General features: G+C 29.4%; 10 protein-coding genes. All 10 read right to left on the reverse strand.

The window, feature by feature from the left end:
- Positions 1 to 358: 358 nt before the first annotated feature.
- The 10 genes from CN925_RS04450 to CN925_RS04495 all read right to left on the reverse strand — a co-directional run bounded on the left by CN925_RS04450 (position 359) and on the right by CN925_RS04495 (position 21,182).
- Positions 359 to 997, reverse strand: a complete 639-nt coding sequence (locus CN925_RS04450) for a hypothetical protein (protein WP_098845057.1) — start codon at positions 995 to 997, stop codon at positions 359 to 361.
- A 50-nt stretch (positions 998 to 1,047) separates the two neighbouring features.
- Positions 1,048 to 1,644 carry a hypothetical protein gene (locus tag CN925_RS04455; protein ID WP_098845058.1) on the reverse strand — a complete coding sequence of 199 codons (597 nt, stop codon included), beginning with the start codon at positions 1,642 to 1,644 and terminating at the stop codon, positions 1,048 to 1,050.
- A gap of 473 nt (positions 1,645 to 2,117) precedes the next feature.
- Complete coding sequence (locus CN925_RS04460) at positions 2,118 to 2,963, reverse strand: hypothetical protein (RefSeq protein ID WP_098845059.1); 846 nt, start codon at positions 2,961 to 2,963, stop codon at positions 2,118 to 2,120.
- A 13-nt stretch (positions 2,964 to 2,976) separates the two neighbouring features.
- Positions 2,977 to 6,420, reverse strand: coding sequence for a hypothetical protein (locus tag CN925_RS04465; protein WP_098845060.1), 3,444 nt, complete (start codon positions 6,418 to 6,420; stop codon positions 2,977 to 2,979).
- Complete coding sequence (locus CN925_RS04470; RefSeq protein WP_098845061.1) at positions 6,410 to 7,288, reverse strand: DUF4007 family protein; 879 nt, start codon at positions 7,286 to 7,288, stop codon at positions 6,410 to 6,412. Before CN925_RS04470 ends, CN925_RS04465 begins: the two co-directional genes overlap by 11 nt.
- Before the next feature lie 156 nt (positions 7,289 to 7,444).
- Entirely contained in the window at positions 7,445 to 11,698 is a 4,254-nt protein-coding gene (locus CN925_RS04475; protein ID WP_098845062.1) for a hypothetical protein, read from the reverse strand.
- 25 nt (positions 11,699 to 11,723) lie between these two features.
- Positions 11,724 to 12,542, reverse strand: a complete 819-nt coding sequence (locus tag CN925_RS04480) for a DUF4007 family protein (RefSeq protein WP_098845063.1) — start codon at positions 12,540 to 12,542, stop codon at positions 11,724 to 11,726.
- Positions 12,539 to 17,845, reverse strand: coding sequence for an ATP-binding protein (locus CN925_RS04485; RefSeq protein WP_286138263.1), 5,307 nt, complete (start codon positions 17,843 to 17,845; stop codon positions 12,539 to 12,541). The genes CN925_RS04480 and CN925_RS04485 overlap by 4 nt, the downstream gene beginning before the upstream one ends.
- Before the next feature lie 4 nt (positions 17,846 to 17,849).
- Positions 17,850 to 19,400, reverse strand: a complete 1,551-nt coding sequence (locus CN925_RS04490; RefSeq protein WP_098845064.1) for a hypothetical protein — start codon at positions 19,398 to 19,400, stop codon at positions 17,850 to 17,852.
- Between the two features lie 18 nt (positions 19,401 to 19,418).
- Positions 19,419 to 21,182, reverse strand: coding sequence for a hypothetical protein (locus CN925_RS04495; RefSeq protein WP_098845065.1), 1,764 nt, complete (start codon positions 21,180 to 21,182; stop codon positions 19,419 to 19,421).
- Positions 21,183 to 21,501: the final 319 nt, after the last annotated feature.

Here is a 21,501-nt window from a genome sequence, read left to right on the forward strand (position 1 = left end):
AGTTGTATTTCACATTTATCTTAATCTATTTATAATTTTATCATAGAAAATCCTGTTATTTTAGTAAAAATTAACCAGATTAATTTAGGGATTATTCACTAATTTTATTACCTCTAATCAATTTTCCAGTGTAGAATGTTGTCTGGAACGTTGTAACTTAGAACTAGGACTCCACCGTTTTTGGAATTTAGAGTTTTTCTCGCTAGATCATCATTTTGTTTGAGAATAGTATTTCTCCAAATGTTGTTGATGGTCTGTCGATATAAAAGAAAAAATGTGCACAGACTTTGCTGTACACACTTCTTTATTAGTATATCATTTCGTTCTTATCATTAACATTTTTAGATGAATATGGGTATTATTGCAAATTAAAGAATACTTGACCTCCAATGAATTCTTCATATCGTAATTGCGCTTTTTCCCCGGTTTTTACTAAATTAGCAATGTAGCCTTCTTTTTCATTCCCTACATACATTTCATAGCTAAATTCAGGATCCGTTGTTCCATATACATCCCCACTATAAATATCTCCACTTTCACTTACTACTTTAAAATTCATAATTCCATCAATATTAAATGCTAAATCTTCAGTAGCTGATTTTACAAATTTAACTTTTACCTTAGTTAATATCCATTCATAACCGACTGGCGCAGGATCATTAAATTCATTCATACTTTTTAACTTAGCATATGCAGCATCTCCGCGCACCACTTCTTCTACCGTTAAGTCAAACTTAATTGGAAATGAATCCCCATTATCATTATATAATTCGTCATCAACAGTAGCAGTTTTCTTAAATGGAACTGGATTCGTTCTTGAACCAAGTTTGGATTGTTTTGGTTTATCTTCTTTTTTAGTTGTTTTTACTTCTTCTTTTTTTGGAGAGTCTTCTTTTACAGTCACATCTTTTGTGTCTTGCCCACATGCTGATAATAACGAAATTGTTAATAAAATTGTTCCTAATAAACTTACTACCTTTGAATATTTTCTGTTCATTTTTTTAACCTCACTTTTAATTTTTTTGTTAGACTAATGAAATTTTCGAGTTATTTATCATTAAGCGCATCTGGGTAAATAATTTTATCGATTTCTTTTTGAGTAGCTTGATCTTTTACTAAAATGGTAACTTTATACTCATCTGGATCTACCCCGTTATAAAGCTGATACATCATTCCAGACATCCCAAATGTAAATGCAGCAAGACCATCCATGCTATTTTCATAGGCTGCTTTGTCTACAATCAAAGTAAACTCTGAAAAATCATTGTTGTAAGTAATATCCTTTAGCGAAGCAAAATCTTTACTCTCTTTTGTTTCATTGACTGTTTTAATGACTTCCTCTCTTAATCCTTTCATTATTTTCTTGTGTTGAGATTTAGACATTTTATAAGTCAGTGATCCATCGCTGTTTTTAGTAACTTTGATTCCTTCTTTTTCTGCATTAGCAATGACTTTATTGATGTCGTCACCCTCAAACATTGAAGCTGGTAACGTGAGTTTTACATTGAATAGACCTTTATCGACGGCTACTGATTCTTCCTTTGATTTTGGACTTTTTGATGTTTCCTTTTCCTGATTGTTAGATGAACAGCCGGCTTGTAGAGTAATTAGAAGTGCTAATAATAAATAAGTAATTTTTTTCATATGAATTCCTCCTTCAGTTTTTGGTTTAATTGAATCTGGATTTATCTTAACTGATGGGATAGTCAGAAATTTGAGTGGGTAAATGAAATTATTGGTTCTATTTGGTGAATTGGTGTTTTTAGTAAAAAATATAAAAAACCTGTTCAAAAAATTGAACAGGTTTCAGAGTAATATTAATTTTTTATAATTTTTTTAAAATTAAACAGTAATTCAAGAAAATAACTACCTCAACAAAAAAGCAATTCTAAAAATAGATTTGGAATGGAAATATAAATCATTAACTTTAAACTGTTTTATTGATTTATAATTTATTTAAATTCTTAATCGTTCAAGCACCTTGCAATACTTTCACATGTTAAACCTTTCAACATTCTAAAAGCCTTCATATACTTGCTCCTATGCAAATAACTTTTATATTTCATTTTCTAAAAAAAGCATTTCATATTCACAAATATGAAATGCTTTTTTTAATATTAAGAAAATGAACATACACATGGAATTCCCGCATCTTCTTTAAAAAGATATTTTTGAACTCCTTCTCGTTCTAAAACCTCACGATACTGCTTTAAAGTATATGGTTTTCCATCTTTTTTCATCATAGAAACATTTTTTTCAAAATGTTTGCGGAAGTTTTCTTCCATTTCTTCCTGTTCTTTGTAACGCTCAGGCCATACAGCAAAAAGCATTGCATAATGTTGAAAACCACCTCGTACACAACGTCCACCGCAGTTTGCATGTGAGAATCCTTTAAATCCTAACCCTGCTAAGTCTGGACGAAGCTCTTCTGCTATAGTATACATTCTAGGTAATTTAATTCCCCAATCATTTTGAATAATACCTTTTACATCTAAATCCTCTCGGAATGTATCAATCATAGGAAAACGAGTTTGAACAGGTTCTAAAGGCCAATGTTCATAAAAACTCGTTAAATTTTCAGCACGATGTTTTTCATGCGGACCAATTCCAAAATATAATATTGGTTCTAAATTATGTTCATCTCTTAACTCTTCTAAATATATAAGAGTTTGACGTACTTTTAATTCTTCTGAACACTTTGCCATGCGAGCATTTCCTAAGAAACGATAATCATAAAAAACTTCTTCTGGCGTTCGTCCGTCAATTCTTTCGGTAATATCAATACCAATATATTCGGAAACTTCATTCATAAAACGATAGTTGTCTTCATCTTCCCATAATGTATTGGTAAAAAATAATTTGCAATTTTCTTTTCCATAAGTATTAACTGTTTGATAAGCAATATATGCACTAGCAGCACCACCGCTAAACATTATTACATGGACTGGCTTACGTTCCGTCATTTTTTTCGTCCCCCTACTCCACAAATTCTTCAATCAATTTATATACCATATTTTCAATTTCCTCACGAGGAACGTTACGACCTGCATTAGTCATCATTCTTTGTACATTGTTATATATCATTTGTGCTTTTGTTGATAGATTTACACGCTTAATTACTTTTGTTTGGTCTTCTATTTTTAAAGTAACAATAGAAATATCATTTTCAACCTTGTCATTTAAATGTGTAAAGTCATAATTTAATTGTTTTTTAAATAGGTCATGTGTTGAATCAGACCAGTCTTTAATGTTAACACCAACATAGTAATAAGTAAACTTGTTTATCCATTCACCAATTTCTGAAGTTTTCAAAAGTGCATTAACAAGTTTATTATTTTTTTTGTTATAATCCGATTGCTCCTCTGCCCAACCTTTTAAACCAGTTAAATCGTTTATATTAGTAATTTCTCTAATATCATCCTTTACACGATTTTCAAAGTCACTTAAGTATTTGTTACCATACTTCACTAATTTTACTAGAGTTTGTATTTTATCTTTAGCATAAAATTCATCAAATAAAGTTTGCATACTTGCTTGTGGAGAAATTTCGGTTTTTCGAATTATAGAACGTAACCATTTAAATTTTTTATTTACAAGTGAGGATAATTGTGTAATTCTTGGTAATTTCTTTAACCAACTATTCATGGCAGCACATAAAACAATAAGTCTTGGCTTACCTTCCAACTGTGGATTTTTATATTCACTAAATATTTCTTCAATAATATTAAAGAAATCTATATAATTCTCATCCAAATGATAATACACGTATTCGTACTCACCTGGAGCTTGTACCATTTGATAAAGTTTATCACCATCAATTCCTGGGATAAACATATCTTTATTATAAAACATTAGATCATCCCAACGATCTCTTAAAAGAGAAACTAATAAAATAGGGACTAAAGGCTTTCTAATTGAAAATGGACGTTTAGTAAAAATGTCTATTATTTCCCGTAATGAACCCTTCGAATTATTTTCTAATAAATTAATTAAAGATTCTCTTATTAATTTATATGATTCATTAGTAATTTCAGTAAAATTCATTTCATTTACATTTTTATTTAGACTTCCGTTATTTTTAAAGACCGTAGCATAAATTAAATAATCTGGCCCAGTTCCTGAAATTCCAAAATCATCATCACGATAATTATTAATTAATGAATCAACAACCTTAATTCCAGCGTTCTTCTGTTGATTTGAAATATTTCTCTTATTAAAATTATCATTATTAATAATTGGTGTATTTCCATAAATAATAAATGCATTTTTAGATAAATGATTACTTAATTGATACTCGCTTCTTACGTTGATTTCTTCACCTTTGTAATACCATTCAATCTCTGAATTAAAGTTATTTAAGCCTTTTAAAAAACTTTTAATTTGATAAGTTATTTCTTGATCCAGAATCTCTAATTCTTCTTTTAGGTGAATATCTTGTTTTACAAATTCCGCATCATTCATTAAGTCTTGATAAATCACTTTTTCATAGATAAACTGTTCTATTTCTGATATTTGTTTATTAAATAATGCAATAAATACACAATCGTTTTTTAGAGTTTTTATTATTGGCATTAACTCTTGTTTTTGATTTTGATTATCAGTAAATATATAGTAAATTGTAAAGTCAGATTCATTTGTAGTTGTTAATTCCAACTTATTTTCTAAAATATCAGACGCAATTACAAATTCGATATTAGCAAACCTTGTCATACTCTTTTCATCATTATAGTCGTTGGCAAAAACGTACTTTTTATTAAAACCACTCTTTAAAATTTCTAATTTTTTTTGAACATTTATTACAGTAAACTGTTTTTGTTCATTTACAACATTAGAAATATTAATTGCACTACCTAAAAATAATTCCCAATAACCATTGATTACATTGAATCTTACAACTTTAATTTGACTTAATTCATTCAATAGATGACTTAGTTTCTTTGGTTCGATATGCATACAATAAGAAAGAAATTCCGTATCTAACCTTACTTCCTTTTGTAAACCACCTATATTCCATATTGTGATTAACTTTATTAAATTTACTACATTTAGATTACTAAAAAACTCTGGAGGAATTTTATTTATAACTTTTTTATAAATTGTCATATATTCTACGAAGGTCTCATCCATATCTACCGTTTCTATTTCTGGGAAGAAATAGTCGAAAAGTTGATGTGGGAAAAACAATGTATCATTTTTTTTCATATGATTATTTAATCCACCAGTTTCATTGCTTTCTAAAAAAGTAAATAATGTTCGTTCATTTTGTCCAAATACACTTGATAGGCTTGGGAGCATGAACAATGACACGGGATGTAAAGGGAACATACCTTTAGCAATTATTTCTTCCTTTTCAGTCTGGTTCATACTAGGAAAAAGCGGATACTTTCTCAATCCCTTTATAATAAAATCATAAATATTTTCTGTAATTGATACTTTTTCACTACGATTTTCTATAACAATTTGTTGGGCAATTCTATTAAACGTAGTAGCATCACTTTGAATATAGTATTGAGAAAAACGCTTTTCAATTCGTTGAAATTCTTTTGCCACTTCTTCATTATATAAACCAAAATACTGTCTTAAACTCTTGTGAGTAATCAATAAAACATGAAGAAGATTTGAACGATTAGTGATTTCCGCTAAATCTTGTAAGTCTTGCATCGTCTCGTTAATCTTGTCTCCATCAAGTCCTTGAAGAAATCTTCCAAATTCATCGTAAACTAAAAATAAGCCTACATTTTTCTTTTCTAGTACATCAATTATTACTTCTAAATTTCCAATAAAGTTTGTATTATAATCGATAACAAATGTAGCACCAGCTGTTAGTTTTGGGTAGGTCTCAGCAAAAAAATGAATAGTACTTTCGTCAAAAAATTCTACATTCGCCACAAATTTATCATAACTCATATTTTCTGCATCTAATATTTCTAAAAATTGTTTATAAGCAAAAGGAAAATCAGCTTTCCACATCTGAATTGTTTCTAGAATTTTTGAGCTCATACCAGGCAATTTAATATTAATTCCTTGTTTAGCTAATTCTCTTAGGATATTAGTTAATACAGTTTGACGAAATCTACCTTCATTTCCTGTAAGAAGTATAGGCAAATATTTTCTTGAAAGATGTTTTGAAGTACTTAATTCATCTGCTATTAAATCATCCACTTTTTCAAATTTCTTTATTAACATATCTACTGAATCTATACTTGCTTTATTTGAAACAATACCTCCAACAATCGTCGCTAATAAAGATTTTCCTGTCCCGTAAGGTCCAACTATAATATGAGCTCTACTGGCTTCTTTTGTGAAGCCCTGTATAAGTCCCATTAAAGCCGAAGCATGAGAAGGTGTTGGTAAGTAGCGGTTTAAAAATTCTTCTTTACCAATATCAAACTTTATATTTACGCTTGTTTTAAAACTCATTAACTGCCAACTCCATTTCTTCGTACTCCTCTTTTAAAAATTCAATAGGACTGATTACTGGTAATTTAATACTATCTAAATTATTCGTACGAACAAATTGAATCGGATATTTTTTATGCACTGTCAAATGATTTAAAGCTTCAATAATTTCTCCTCTTGACAAATTAAAAACTCTACCCCATAAAAATTTTTTACTAATAATTTCATCTATACTTAATGTGTTTATTTCATGGGAGTGTACATAATTTAAAAGGACATAATATAAAGCAGTAAAGCCTATATTTTTAATTTCAGGGCTACTTTTCCGTACTACTTTTTTGTGTTCTGATAGAAGATTTAATTTTTTAAATGGACTATAAATTACATCTTCAGGATCAAATTCATTCATATCTTTTGTATATAATTGAATTAGACAATCAATGTCCTTTTTTAGTGACTTTACCGATATTTCTTTCTGTTCAACTGCTTGTACGTATTCCTCAAAAGCGATTTCTAAATCGTCTCTTTTGACAATCGTTTCATTATATATATTAAAAAACCAATCAAATATTGTTGCTCGGTCTTCTTTATTTTTAACTAATTGATAATGTAAAATAGATGCCGTATCCTGAACTAACAATAAACGATCATGTTTTAAAACTAACTCACCTAATTTTGTTAAATTATGGATTTTCTCCTTCTTATCTTCTTCAATTAGGTTCATAGCAAGCAACCAAAATTTCAAAGACTGCACCATATTTTTACCTAAGCCGATTTGCTCAAATGCAAATTTTTCATGAAAGAATTTAGGATTTTCTTTTAAAAATTTTAGTCCTTTACTCGTCCATTTATCACGTAAGTAAAAACTCTGATGTTGTGCATAGGCCACATTCATACATCCTTTCGAAAATAATTCCCTTTGGAAGAAGTCTTCCAATGAATATTATATACTATTTAAATTAACTTGAACAAAAGAAATAACTTAAACAATAAATAAAAATTACATCTAGTACATGACTAGATGTAATTTTATTATACATTGTCTTTATACCTTCATTAGTTGAGAAATTTTTTCCATACAAATCTTTTGTTGCTCTTCATCTAATGCATTAAACATCTCGTAAACCGCATCTACTTTTATATCATTTAGGCGAACCTGAATGTCTTGTTGAAGTTTTTCAGCTTGAATTATCGTAAAATTATCTAAATATTCAGGGAAATATTCAATTTCTTTCAAACGTCTGATACATTTATTGGCATCCCATGATAACACTTCAGAAATTGATGTTAGATATCTGTCTGACCATTTTTTTGTTAATTCATTCAATTGTTTTTCTTGTTCTTCTTTAAAATTATTAATTATGATAGAAAAATCAATATCAGATTCTATATCAATCCAATTTTTTTCCAAACCTTCTATTTCTTGTCCTAATAGAGTACGGCTGTTATTATAAGCTTTTAATTTTTCAATTTCATTCATAAAATTTTGAAGCTCATTTGCCGTTGATTCTATTGCTTCTACATCCTCAACTTTTAAATCTTTAGTTAATAGCCATTTAGCACTTTTTAATATTGATTCACAATCCTTAATGTCTTTCAAGTCAAAAACAGCATCATAAAAATTCATTAGTTCAGTTTCAAGATGAGACAACATTGCTTTAATTTTATCTACATGCGTTTGAAGAGACTCTAAGTAACTCTCCAAATAACTTCGTTCAACTTTATGATTTAATATAAAATCGATAAGTTCTTTTCCTTTTTTCTCCATCTCCTTCAATTCTTCGAAACCGCTTTTTGCCGATGGATTATTTGATCGCACATATTCTTTAACAACATCATTCATATTTTCTAACTGTTGTATTACTTTTAAATCATCTGTAATTTTATTTAGTTTATCTTTAAGAGCACGGGCTTCTTTTAAATAATTGTGCTTATTTAATTCAGTAATAATTATTTTTACCCAACTCTCAAATCTAGATAGTTGTCCTAAATTTTGACACTTTAATTTAATTAACCAAGAAGAAAATTCTTTTTGAACAAATTCGTGTCCGTTTTTCACTAAACCCTTTGCTATTTCAACTTGTTCTTGATTATATACATATTTAGTAGAATCTTCTATATAGCCACTGATTAATTGTGATCGATTTATTACGTCGAAAACTTTTTTCATGTCAATTTCTTTTTTTACTGTTGACATATCTTCCTTTAAACTGCCTATTTGTTTTAAGGTCTTATAATAATATTTCATGCCTTCTTCAAGCAAAAACTGCATGTAAGTAACCTTATCTTCAACCTCTTCCGGTATGTCTTCTTCTAATTTTAATTGTTCAAATTCTTTATTTAAGCTTACACACTCATTTACATCAGTGTTACGCTCGACTGCACCAATAAGTTTTAAATATCTACCGACAGATTGGTCCGGATTTACTACGACAATTTCTGTTTCTAATAAGTCCTTAATATTTACTTCTTTATCTTTAAAAATTTGATTTGCCCATTCTTCTAATCGAAGTCGAGTTCCTTTTAGCTGAACCCTTGTTTCTAATTTCCTTTGTACAAAATAAACAGCAAGTATTAGTGATAATGAATAGTCATTTATCCCGTATGGTGGTTTTTGATAGGTTAAAAATAATTTTTCAATCTTTAGCTGACCATTTTGTAATTGGTTATCAATTTCATTAAAAATAACTTGAAGTTTTGGATTTCTAGGTGATATTAGTTGGTAATTTGTATTAACAACACCCCATGAACCTAATTTACCTTCATATAGTACTTCTTCAATTCGATTTTTTACTTCCGTAGTTTCAGCTTGAATAACTTGGTAATTACATCCTCCAAGAACAATTCTAGCAATTTTAGATAAATTTTGTTTTGCTTTTCCCTGTGTTTTCTTAAACCCAGTAAATGGGAATGAAACAACTTTATCATATAAAGATTCAAATACTTCGTTTGTAAAATTTAAAAGACGTTTTTGGATGTTTACAGTACCATCTTCTGAAATTTTTAGTCTGTCTTTAGCTAATGAATTAAATCGATCAATCACAAGTGTTTCAACTTTTTGATTGAATTCTGGAATAAACCTAGCATATTTTATTTTCTCATCTTCATTGAAGGTTTGAGAAACTTGGTAATCATATATTGCATCATTTAATAATTTTTCTTTATCATCTAATAAAAATAATAGTATAGGTGAATTATGCAATTGATGTTTTCTATATAATTGAATCAAGTTATCAATTGATTCCTGAGATGTATTTTCCGGTAAATATATCCATACAATTTTCCCCTTTACATCTTTTGGTCCAGTTGCTAAGTCCCACTCTTTTTTCATATTCAAAATGTACTGATTATTAATATCGTTTAAATGTGCAACTGATTGTGTAAACATCCATTCATTAGTAGCAATCATCCTATGCTTTGAAAAGGCTGGTTCTATATCCGTAAAATCTAATAGCTTTGTTACTATACCTTCTAATAAATGATCAAGTTGTAGACCGATTTTTGCCTTTTTTCTTGTAATCAACCTTTTAAAATCATTTACTCCTGTAGCATCGGCAACAAAGTCATATACATTTGCAACATCATCAAAACTTAATACACCAAAGTCATTTTCTAAACTATGAATGGACTCTTTGATATCCTTTTCAGTTAAATTTGATGCAATTGAAAGTGCGTATATTACATCTTCTCTTGATATAGTTTTAAAACGACCAATCCTTAATATTAGGTTAGCTGCAAGTACGTCTTGAAGTTTCTGATTAAGTTTATCACCATATTTAATTAAAATTTGGTTATATAAACTACAATATTCACTTTGTTGACGTCCGTCTTCTTCAGCTGATAACAACTCTTTAAAAAAACTCGATTGTATTATTGAAATACTTGGTATAGTTGGCAAATCTCCAAATTCATGGATTTTTTCTTCTGAAAATTTATCAATTTGCTCTTTTAAAAACGTTAAAGATGAACGCTGCTGTAACCATGCAGATAGATTAGATAACATCCAAGTAGTTAATGGATGTAATGGGAATATCCCTTCTAAAACAACCTTTTTGAAGCGATCATAATTATTCCAAACACTAGAGGAAGTTGCAGCAGGTAACCATGCTAACATTTTCTCATGTAATTCATTCCACTTTGTATCTTCAACTTCTTTATTTATTTTATTAACTACCAATGATTCAAAAGTAGTTTTATCAATTCTTTCAATTAAATTTGCAAAAATAGTTTCAAGGTTTGAAGATAAATGTATTTTTTCACTGGCTTCGTATCGTCCAACATATCTACTAATATTAGATGTTCTTTCTACACGGGTTAAATAGCTTTTCAGGTCAGACTGAATGAATCCGACAAATACAATAGTATCCTCACTATCTTGTACAGCTTCATAAATTTGTTGTAAAGCCGAGTCTCCTGCTCTTGTAGGATATGTCGAAGCATATTCGATATATCTTCCAAACTCGTCAAATAAAACTAAAACTTTTCCGAATGCTCCTCTTTCACCGCAAAGTGTTTGAGAAATTTTCAATAAAACATCCCCAGCTGAAACTCCTTCATCCCATCTAATATGAGTTCCATTAACATGTTCATAGACATTATTAATAACTTCAAACACTTTCGGTTCATATAAAATATTTTGAATTAAATACTGTTGTAAATCTTGTGGAACTTTACCTAATTCTTTTCCTGCGACACGAATATATACTTCTTTAAAACTTGAAAATGTATTTGTTACGAAACTTCTTGCTATTTCATATTGCTTAGTAAGTGATTTTAAAAAGCTTGCATCAACTTCATACATATCTAAGAATTTTTGAGTAGCATTTAGAATCTCATAGTTTAGATTAAAATCCTTCATACCATTAAGGACTAAAACAACATTTGGTTTAGAAACTTTTTCGGTAATTTCTTGTCCGATACTGGAATCTACAATTTTTAGATTTCTTAAAATTGCATCTTTATTTTTACTTTTACTACTAAATAAAGTAGCAAGTGTCACCGCTAAATGTGATTTACCTGTACCATACGGTGCAATTGTCATAATAAAGTTTGAACCTTGATTATTATTAGACAGTTTATCGGCAATTACATTTGCAAAAGATGCAGTATCAACTAAACGGTGGGATTTATACGAAACGTCTTCTTCTCCAACGCCGAAGTATTGCGGTCCATGAAAAACAAAACTTTTTGAAACTTCGCCTTGTTTTTCTAATTGATAAAACCAATCTATTTGAACAGCACCATTAAAATACAATTCACTCTTAAAACGAATAATATCTTTTATATTTGTACCACTCATTATCAACCTCTCCTCTCAATGGTTACTAGATTAACAAAGAGTATAATTTTGAATATAACTCTCTTGATGTACATTGTTTTATTATTGTCATTGGGCTCAATTGCCTATTTAGAACGATAATTCTTTCATCATATAACACTTCTAATGCAGATGTTATTTCACGTTCACTCCATAAATAGGCAGTTCCCCATTTTAATTTACTTATGATATCTTCAAAAGTGATTTCAGTATTTTTTTCTAAAATCTCCTCCCAAAGAGATAACAAATGATATGCATAGACATACTTATAATCATTCAACACCTTTAAAGGGGTAAATTGATATGAATCATCATTATTTGTTAACAGCTTCAAAGCTGAAAAACTAGTTGGATTTATATAACTGCTTCTAAACGGAGTTAAGTTCATTTCTGAATCAAAATTTTTATTAATTCCTTTAGAAAAAACTTCCTTATTAATACTAGTCCCATAGTTTGGAAGAAAATGATTAAATATATAATTCCATAATAACGCAGGAGAATTAATTGAAACTAAGTTAACATGACAAATTAATTGTGTTAACTCTTCTACTATATATGGATCTTCATTTAAGATGGTTTCGCCTAAGGCTGTAATTTGCAATTTAAATTTACTTTCTTCCCTCTTCACAGAAATAAGCTTCATTGCTTCTGAATAAAGAATATGAGGAACAACTTTTCCTGAACTTTTCCCTGTTGGAATTGATGTTAAAGTTGAAATCTCTTCTTTTGAAAGAAAATCATTATTAGTAAAAGCAAGTTGCACGAGTTGTGCAACTGCCTCTCTTTCTGGTGCAAACGTATTATGAAAACTTAATGGATAACTCATTTATTAATCCTCTCAGCAAATGAAGATACCTTCACTATTCTAGGTGGTTGTTTTTCAAGGCCACCATTGGCTTTTCGTGATGCCCCATGTACAATACATTCGCCTTTTCCTAGTTTTGTTAATTTTTTAGCCCATTCTTTTCTCCTAGCAGTATCTGTATCTAAATAACTTGCAACTTGGTTTACTTCTTCAGGTGGAGGCAAGAAATAAATTTTTTGTGGTGCCATTTGCAAGCGTTGAATCTCATCTTTATTCAAAACACCTTGTAAAAATTGTGTTGCGTACCAACCAGACCAACCAAACTTACGACCTTCAGTTAATATTTTTGCACTTGGTGAATTTTCGCCATGATCTAAGTTTTGAGCTTCATCTATAATTGATGCAAAAGGTTTATTTTTATCACCGTGAGATAATTTATAGTTCCATAAATCCCATAAAATGAACTCAGTTAAAATAATTTGCACTTCTCGAGTGAAACCTGTCAACTGAATAATATAAACTTCCGCTTCTTTTTCAAAATGTTTATCCCAGTTATACTCCGCAGAAACATCAAAAGGGTCTCTATCAATTAATGGTTCAATTTTAGATAAAGTAGTTTTTGCGTAACTAGTCCCATCATTTTCTAATTCATTTCTTAAATATTGTAAGTTCATATTGTCTTTGTATTTTCTTAAACCGTTTAGAGTTGCACGGTAAATAACATTCGCTTGTTGAGGACCTAAATTATATACTGAACTAAATACACTTTTTATCCTTTCAGCAATATCTACATCACTCTCATCATCAAATTCGTCTTCATCCAACTCTTTTAGATTTCTCTTAAATGGGTTAATTGGAAATCCTTTTTTTAACACTAGAGTCTGATTAATTTTATCTCCCAAACTCTCTTTAAATTCATCTTCTAACTTACTTTTCTTAAAACCGTCCGTATAATCAAATACAATACTGTGAACTCCTTGATTATATAGTTCGTAAAGTAAACATTGAATGAAATATGTTTTACCCACACCAGATGTCCCCGAAATAAGTATATGTCTATTTTCAAGATCCGGATGTCCATATTCCCAATACACTTCTTGGTTACGATTGTCGTTACCTATTAATAAGCGTACATTTTTTAATTTTGTGCCATTTGTAGTTGATGGTTCATCATCACTTGCTTCTGCAACTTTGCTTATAGGTGTAGTTTCTTGCTCAGGTTCAGTGTAAGTCAAAGGAGCACTAGGTAATTTATCAGGTTGAACTTTTGAAGTGTCATATCCTGAATCTTTTACAGGTTGATCTTTGGAATCTTTAGGTAAATTCATTGGATCGCTTAAAACTTTTTGATCTCTTGGAATTAGTTCTAGATCTTTTTGAACCACTTTTTTGATAGGTTCTTGTTTATCATCATTTTTTACATCTTCAACTGTAATTGTAACTGGTTTATCTTGCTCTCTAATTTTGATTGGTTCAATAATTTCTTCTTTCAATAAATCTAAAGTCTTTTCATATAACTCTTTATCATTAATGAATAAATTCATTTCAGAATTAACATCTTCAAATTTCACGTTTTCTTTTAAATCATTAGGTAATAATGCCCTTTGTATAAAGAGTTGTCCATACGATTGATGTTGACATATTACATTATAATCACCGATGGTAAATTCATTTAGAGGAAGATCTTCCGTATTATAATCTAACCAATAAGTTAGTAATTTTGATTTCCAATTAATCTTAAATTGCCCCTCTAAGATTTTTAATAATGTGTCGTTATATCGTTTCAATTGTTCTACAGATTTCTTATTAACTAATTGCGAATATGTTAATATTCTATACAACTGAGCAAACCAATAACGTCTATTGTATTCTGTAGAATCTGGATTTAACACCTTTTGTAAATGGTTTAATGTATTTGTTAGTTGCTCTATACCTTTTTCTACATGTAAAGAATTTTCTTTTGCGACTTTACACTCAATCAATGTAATATCAATCTCTAATTGCTTTTCATGCTCTAAACAAGATTCATCAAGCTCAATTAACATAAAATCCGGTCTATTACCAACTCCATAGAACCAATGGGAGTAACAATCCATCGGAATAAGATTCTTGATTAGTAGCCCTTCAGTAATTTCTTGCATGTTTAAAGAGAAGTATGAAAGTAAATAAGCTAAATAACTATGAACTTCATAATCCTTTGGATTTAGGGCTTTCAATAAACGAATTCCATCTAACCGTTCAGTAATATCTAAACTATATTTTGTAGCATGAGTAATTTGTTCACTTGACCAAGATGGAAAAATCGAGCGCAACCGTTCCTTTAAACGTGCCTCAATATCAACTCTAATTTCTGGAGAAGAAGAAATTGTCATATTAAGTTCACCGAAATCCCCTTCACCCGTAGAAAAACTAATTATATTTTCTTTCTTAATTAAGTGCTTATCTAAAGAATGATCTAAACAAACAACCCATTTACTTTTCGAGTGCACTATATCCAAAATCACATCAAACTTATTAGAAAAAATCAATTTTTTCTCAGCACGATAAGAGCGTTTAATACTATCAGGGTGTAATAACCAATATAATAATTGAGTATGCTCAAAAGATGCTTTAAATTGTGGTTGGGAAACTGTTAAATTTCTTGTATTTCCTTCCTCAATAGAAGGCATAGGATGAAATACCATAGGAAATCTAGTTTCGGATGGTGTAATTTCAGTTCCTGTAATTCCTTGAAACTCAATTTTTTCATATTCCATCACATCTGAAATAAACGAAATATCATTATTTAGTAATATTGAGTTAAAGCTTTCGGAATCATTTAAGTTTATTTCCTTGTAATAAGTCTCGATATGAATATTAGATTCTTCTGTAAAGAAGTTATCTAACCAGAAATTCAAATAATTTCTTCCTTCTCCTGTATGGTTTTGCATTACTATCTGAATTCTTAATCTAACAGGTCGATTTAGTCCATCGAATTGCCTATTAATAAATCCATGAATACCAGCGACGACTGCTTGTAAACTCTTAAAGTTAATAAATGCAACAGATAATGAATCTGCTCTTGCCGGGAATGTGTTCACATACTCTGTAGATTTATCTACTAATAGTTTAGAAAGTGAAGTCTCAGCTACCATCTCTTTTGTATTAAATTCTTCGTCAAATATTACCCCTGAATCTAATAAAGATACATTCTCTAGTACGTCGTCACCTTGCCCTGTTCCATACATTCCAAAAAATCCATACACTTCACGACAACTTTCTAATCGATCCCCTTTTACGTTTAATAAGTCAATTCCCGATTTAATTGTCGACTGAGTTTGTATTTGACTTAACAAAAAGATAACATCCTTGTATTTTTTATTATTACAGCAAATTTGTTGTAACGCCTCTCTAAAACCACTTCGGTAAAAAGTTTGTTGATCGATAATTTTTTCTAACATCGCAGGATGAAATGGTAAAACAATTCCGCCAGTAGGTAGATTATCTAAAATATCTTTACATTCAAATAAAACAAATAGGTATGAATATAAAGGTAAATATTTTCTTTCTAATTCATTAAAACTATTTATATTTTTGTATATATCGCCAGTAATACGTGTATATTTTTGGATGAAATTTAAAGCCTTTCCTTCTTGTAAAATTGTTCTAAAAAAGCCCTCAGTAAGGATTTGATTTCGAAATTCATTATACTCATTGAATAAAGAAAACAATTTAACTTTTAAATTACTACTACTATCTAATGTAGGAGGAAGAATTTTATTCAAATCATTACTCTCGTATTGAACCTCTTGAAGTAATATATTGAACGTATCTTCTTCAGAACTATTTAATAAATTAATTGCTTGTTTACTGTAAAATATAGGTAAGTGCTTACTACAATCGTTATAAAGTGCTGTAAACGCTTCAAGCCAGTTATCGAAAGGATTAATTATCCATTTAACTTCTTGTTTTCTTTTTTCACCTTTAATTTGTAAATTAAAAGTAATCGTTGTTAATTTATCCGAGGAAGATGCTGCTCTTAAATTGGATCTAGTTGTTTCATAATTAGACTCACAAAATGGATCATTTCCTTCTGAATACTTAATTGAAATTTGATCCGAACATTCTAATTGTAAAAAGGATAGTATATTAGCAGTAAAGCAACTAATTTTACGCCAATTTTCATAAATTGATTGATCATCATTTGCATTACAATTTGCTAGTTTCCCATCTAATAACTTAACTTCTATTTCTATTGGCTTCCCTACTTCAAGCTCATGAATAATTTCACTATTCGCAAGAGTTTTTAATATCATTTGACAGAACGCATATAAAGGAAATCCATAAACTTTTTCTGCCGTTTCTTTTTTGGGCCCACTTGCTGTTTTAAAATTAACAATTTTATTAATAACGGAAAAATCAAAATCAAATAATTGCTCTCTTTTTGCATCTACATTTTTACCAGAAAAATATTCAGCGAGAATCTGATAAAAAATTTCTTCTGAACCAAACTTATCCTTAATTTTTACAACATCTTCAATGTTCTCTTCTTTTTCTATAAATTCTTTATATTTTTTCTCTAATTTTTTTAAACTAGAGCTTTTAAAACTACTTCCGAAACTAGTTCTTTTACTAAATATTTGTGCTTTATCAAATAAATCAAACTTTTTTTTCTTTCTTAAATTTGCCCAATCTTTGTTCTCTAGAGAATAAACATTAGGTAATCCCCAATCTTTTCGTAGACGTCCTAAAAGATATAAGATTAATTCATCGACATCCGTAAATTCTCGTGTATTTACATCTTCAATAATGTAACTTAATTTAAGCAAATCCTTAGGAACTAATCTGAATAAATTTGAAAACAAATGCTCTAAAGAGTTAGTAATATCTGTGTCTTCAATGTCAATACTATCTTTAAACCAAAGTGAATATTTTGTTCCAATGTTTATAGAGACTGTGTTTGGATTTATGACATAAAAGTCTGCTAATCCTCCTCTATCTTTAACATTCTCTGTTCCCATAAGGAAAACAATACCTTTTTGTTCAGCAATAGAATTTCTCCATTTTGTCATTTCAGACTTCGAATCGATAAAACCTTCATTTTGTAAATAAGTTATTGCATCTTCTTCATAGTACTTTTCTTTAAATTGGAAAAAAGTTTCTGAAGCAAGTTTAGCATTAAAGTTTAAACCATTTTTACTTGCATATTGTGAAAAGTATCTACATACTTCTAAATAAATTTGAGGATGGCTAAAATGATCCAAACGAAACAAATAACTATCTGAATTACTAGTTTCAATTTGTTTTGCAATCGCTTTAACGATTTCTTCAACAAAATATTTCATTTCTCTACTCCTTAAATGGGTTCTCTACTATTGAAGTGGCATCAGATAAATCACGTAAAAAGCCACAACTTTTTAAGCTATTTTGAAAAATCTGCTGATTTATGTCAAAAGACGAATAATCAATATCAACTTGAGATTCAAAATGTTTTTTTGCTTCACTAGGACCTACAATAATATTAAAATGACCGTATAACTTTTCTAAAAAAGTCGAGAGCAACATCCGTTCACCTGCTGGAACAATACTTAATACAAATGTTTTAATTAACTCCTCATTAAATGCTAATCGCATATGACTTCCTGTTGGAGGAATAATCAATCCGATGTCTTTTCCTAGCTTTCTAATTAATAATGTTGAATTATCAGATGCATCTTCTAGTAATTTAGATATATCGCCATCTTTTTTAAGTTTTCCTTCATAGCTTTCTGAATCTGCAAAATGTACCGCAGTAAAGATTTCTTCCTCAATTTTACTGTAAGATTGTACAGCCATCTTTCTGACTAACGAAGTGGAATCACCTGTTAAATCAACCAGCCATTCTAAATTGGTCTCTTTATTTTGGAATCGTTGAGATTGAAGGCAAAATAACTGTAATACCTGAACAACAATCATCGTAGATAATAAGTTTATTTTTTCTACTGGTTCAATCTCAGCTTGTAATAAATTTTTAAGCTCAATAGCAGATTTTTTTCCTCTTTCAATGAATGTTGCTGGAATCCATTTAACACTAAGTGCAACATGATTTAATCCATTAACTTGATTATTATCCTCATCACTAAAATAAGAAGATTCTTCTTCCCATGAGCTTTGTAAGAATTGAGCAATTGACTCAATTTGAGGAACTGAACATACCAATTCCTTTAATAGTTGCTCAATTTCTGATTTTAATTTCTCATCTTCTTGTAAAGCCTGTGCTAAATGAAGAAAATACAGCTCTCCGCCCCTTGCCATAAACATATGTTGAGTAAATCCAAACTCACTATCGCATTTTGGATTTTCTATGTCTTCAAATAAATCTAATCGTTTGTTCTTATTCCCCATTGATTCACAAAAAATTAAATTAGGTGCAATTGGAAGTAATGATTGTGCAAACCACGACCTTTTTCCAATTACTGCATTGAAGCCATAAAGTAAATCTTGTAACGAATCTAAAATAAAGTCTTTATTTTTTATATACGAATGCTGAACATCAATTTTATCCTCTAAGAGTTCTCGATGTGACTCCCAAGCTTTTTTATCAATAGGAAATCGTTTATCTTGTTCACTTCGATTAAAGAAAATATACCTTTTTAAGGCCACTCTTGGAGAAGGATAGTAATAAATTTCTGCATTCTCCGGAACAGATAAAGTAAATGCTCTTTCCTTCATTTCTTCTGTTAAAATACTTTCCCTGCGACCTTTTGGAGAGACAAAAACTAGTAAAAATTCTATTAAATATTCATAATATGTTTGATCTTTATAAAATCTGCGACCATACGTTTGGATTTGAATATTCTGTTTTGAAATTTCCCAACCTGGTAAATTAGGAAATACCTTATTTCTATCAATTTGTGTCATGCTCTTACCTCACTTCAGTTAATCAACATATAGTTCATTATCTTCTATCTCTAAATTTAATTTTTTAGAGCCAGTAAGGGTGTGAACTAGTAATTGAATTTTCTTAACATCTTTGAACCTATACGCATTAAATAATCGAGACTTTAATTGTTCTAACCCATGTGTTAAAGACGGATTTGCTTTTGTTGAGACCGCACCTAATGAAATATGGATAAAATAATCCATTAGCATAAAATTTAGATTAAAAGGTTTTACGGAATTTTTAAACGTTATGTGTAACTGGTGATAATTTTCGTCTTTATCAAAAACTGATTCTTCTAGTTTTTGATTAATTTTTACATCTTCATTAATAATTTCACCGTATAACAATTGTACATTTTGTGTACCAACACCTGATCTTTGCAAAGGAATTGGAATTGGTGCTCCATGTTCTTCCATTTGTTTACCAACAAAAATGAAATACAAGGCCTTCTTTACCATAGATTCAAGTTCTCTTCGTTCATGACGCTTTATTTCGTTGCTTCTTAATCTTAAAAACTGACTAAAAATGGGCGAAAACAAATTATCAATTAGTCCATTAAACTCATTTTCGTCATATTGATTAAACATAATGAAAATACGACGTAAGCATTTACGCAATTCATAAGGTTTTTCATCTTCAATTAGATTTTTAGAAACTAAACGATATATTTTCATTTCATCTTTCCATACAGGTAAAACTATATTTTGGATATGCGGTACTAACTTACTAAAATCGTTTCTTACAAACATTGCATAATCTTCATTTAAACTTTTAGAATCTAAATCTAATTCTTGTAAAGCTTGAATTGCTTTAATTTGATGGGCATTCTTGTTTACCTCAAGGCCAACATATCCAAAAAATAAATTAGCAAAGTTGTAATCGAACACTTGTTTTGATTTTGTATCACTACTAACGTCTTTGCAATTTAAATTACCAGTAAATGCATATGAAATGTGTGCTAATATTTGACGTATAGTTAGCCTTCTATCATTTTCAAACAACCAACGATAATAATTAGTAATGAAACTAGTCACGTTCATTTCGTTTTCTTTAACTGAAACAAAATTATTATACATAGGACATAATTTTTGGTTATTACAGTTCCCACATTCAGACCATAATTTAGGATCTACTAATTTATTTATTAATTTCGGCACAAAAACAACATTATCAGTTCTTGCCATATTAATAAGAAGGAAATTATAATCTTCAATACTTTCTTTCAATCCTGTGTTTTTATCCATAATTTCCAGAAGTTTCATTTCAAATTGATCAATTTTCTCTGGACTAGCATAATTTTTCTTTAATAAGTTTTTAAAACTTTGTAGTAGAGGTCCTGTATTCGTTACAACAATTGAGGAGTAACCATCTTTTTGATACTCAAAAGCACGGGAAAGTAAGTCTACCTGCTCATCAGCATTCAACTCACTCATGTCTTTAATATAGAAAAATTTTTTACCTGTTTTTTTACATATAACCTCATCGTAAATTTTCAAATGACTGTTTTCTTCAATTAGACCAAGACTTCTTAATACTTGATAGACAAGACTTGTTTTTCCATCTCCTGCATGCCCAGTTAAAATAGCTACTATTGGACTAGATTCAATCTCTTTGGTGAGATATTTACCAATATTTCGCTCGACCCTGATTTGTTCATAATACGGATTTGTTACTTGAGCTTCTGCTATTGCATTCTCATTTGATCCGCTAGCATTATTTAGGGAATTCAAATAGGTAATAAAATTGTTGTAAGTATTCATACTTCAGACCTTTCATTCATTTTTTTAAAAGTAAAAAATTACTACATTTGACATACTACATAATTAAAAAAATTTATTAAGTGTATATATCACACGAAAACTAACAATGTAAAAGTGCTAAGAATCTTTTATTATTTTGATTATAAAAAACAAGATACTCAAAAAAATGAGCAGGTAGTGCTTTATAATACAGTGTGTTTATAAATTATTAATCGAACTTAAAATTATTAAAAATAACATTAGATTTCTAAATAATTTAAATTTTCTTCATTTGCAACATTTATATATTTATTTTTTTTACATAAATATTACATTTATT

The sequence above is a fragment of the Bacillus sp. AFS055030 genome, assembly GCF_002574545.1.
Taxonomy (GTDB): domain Bacteria; phylum Bacillota; class Bacilli; order Bacillales; family Bacillaceae_G; genus Gottfriedia.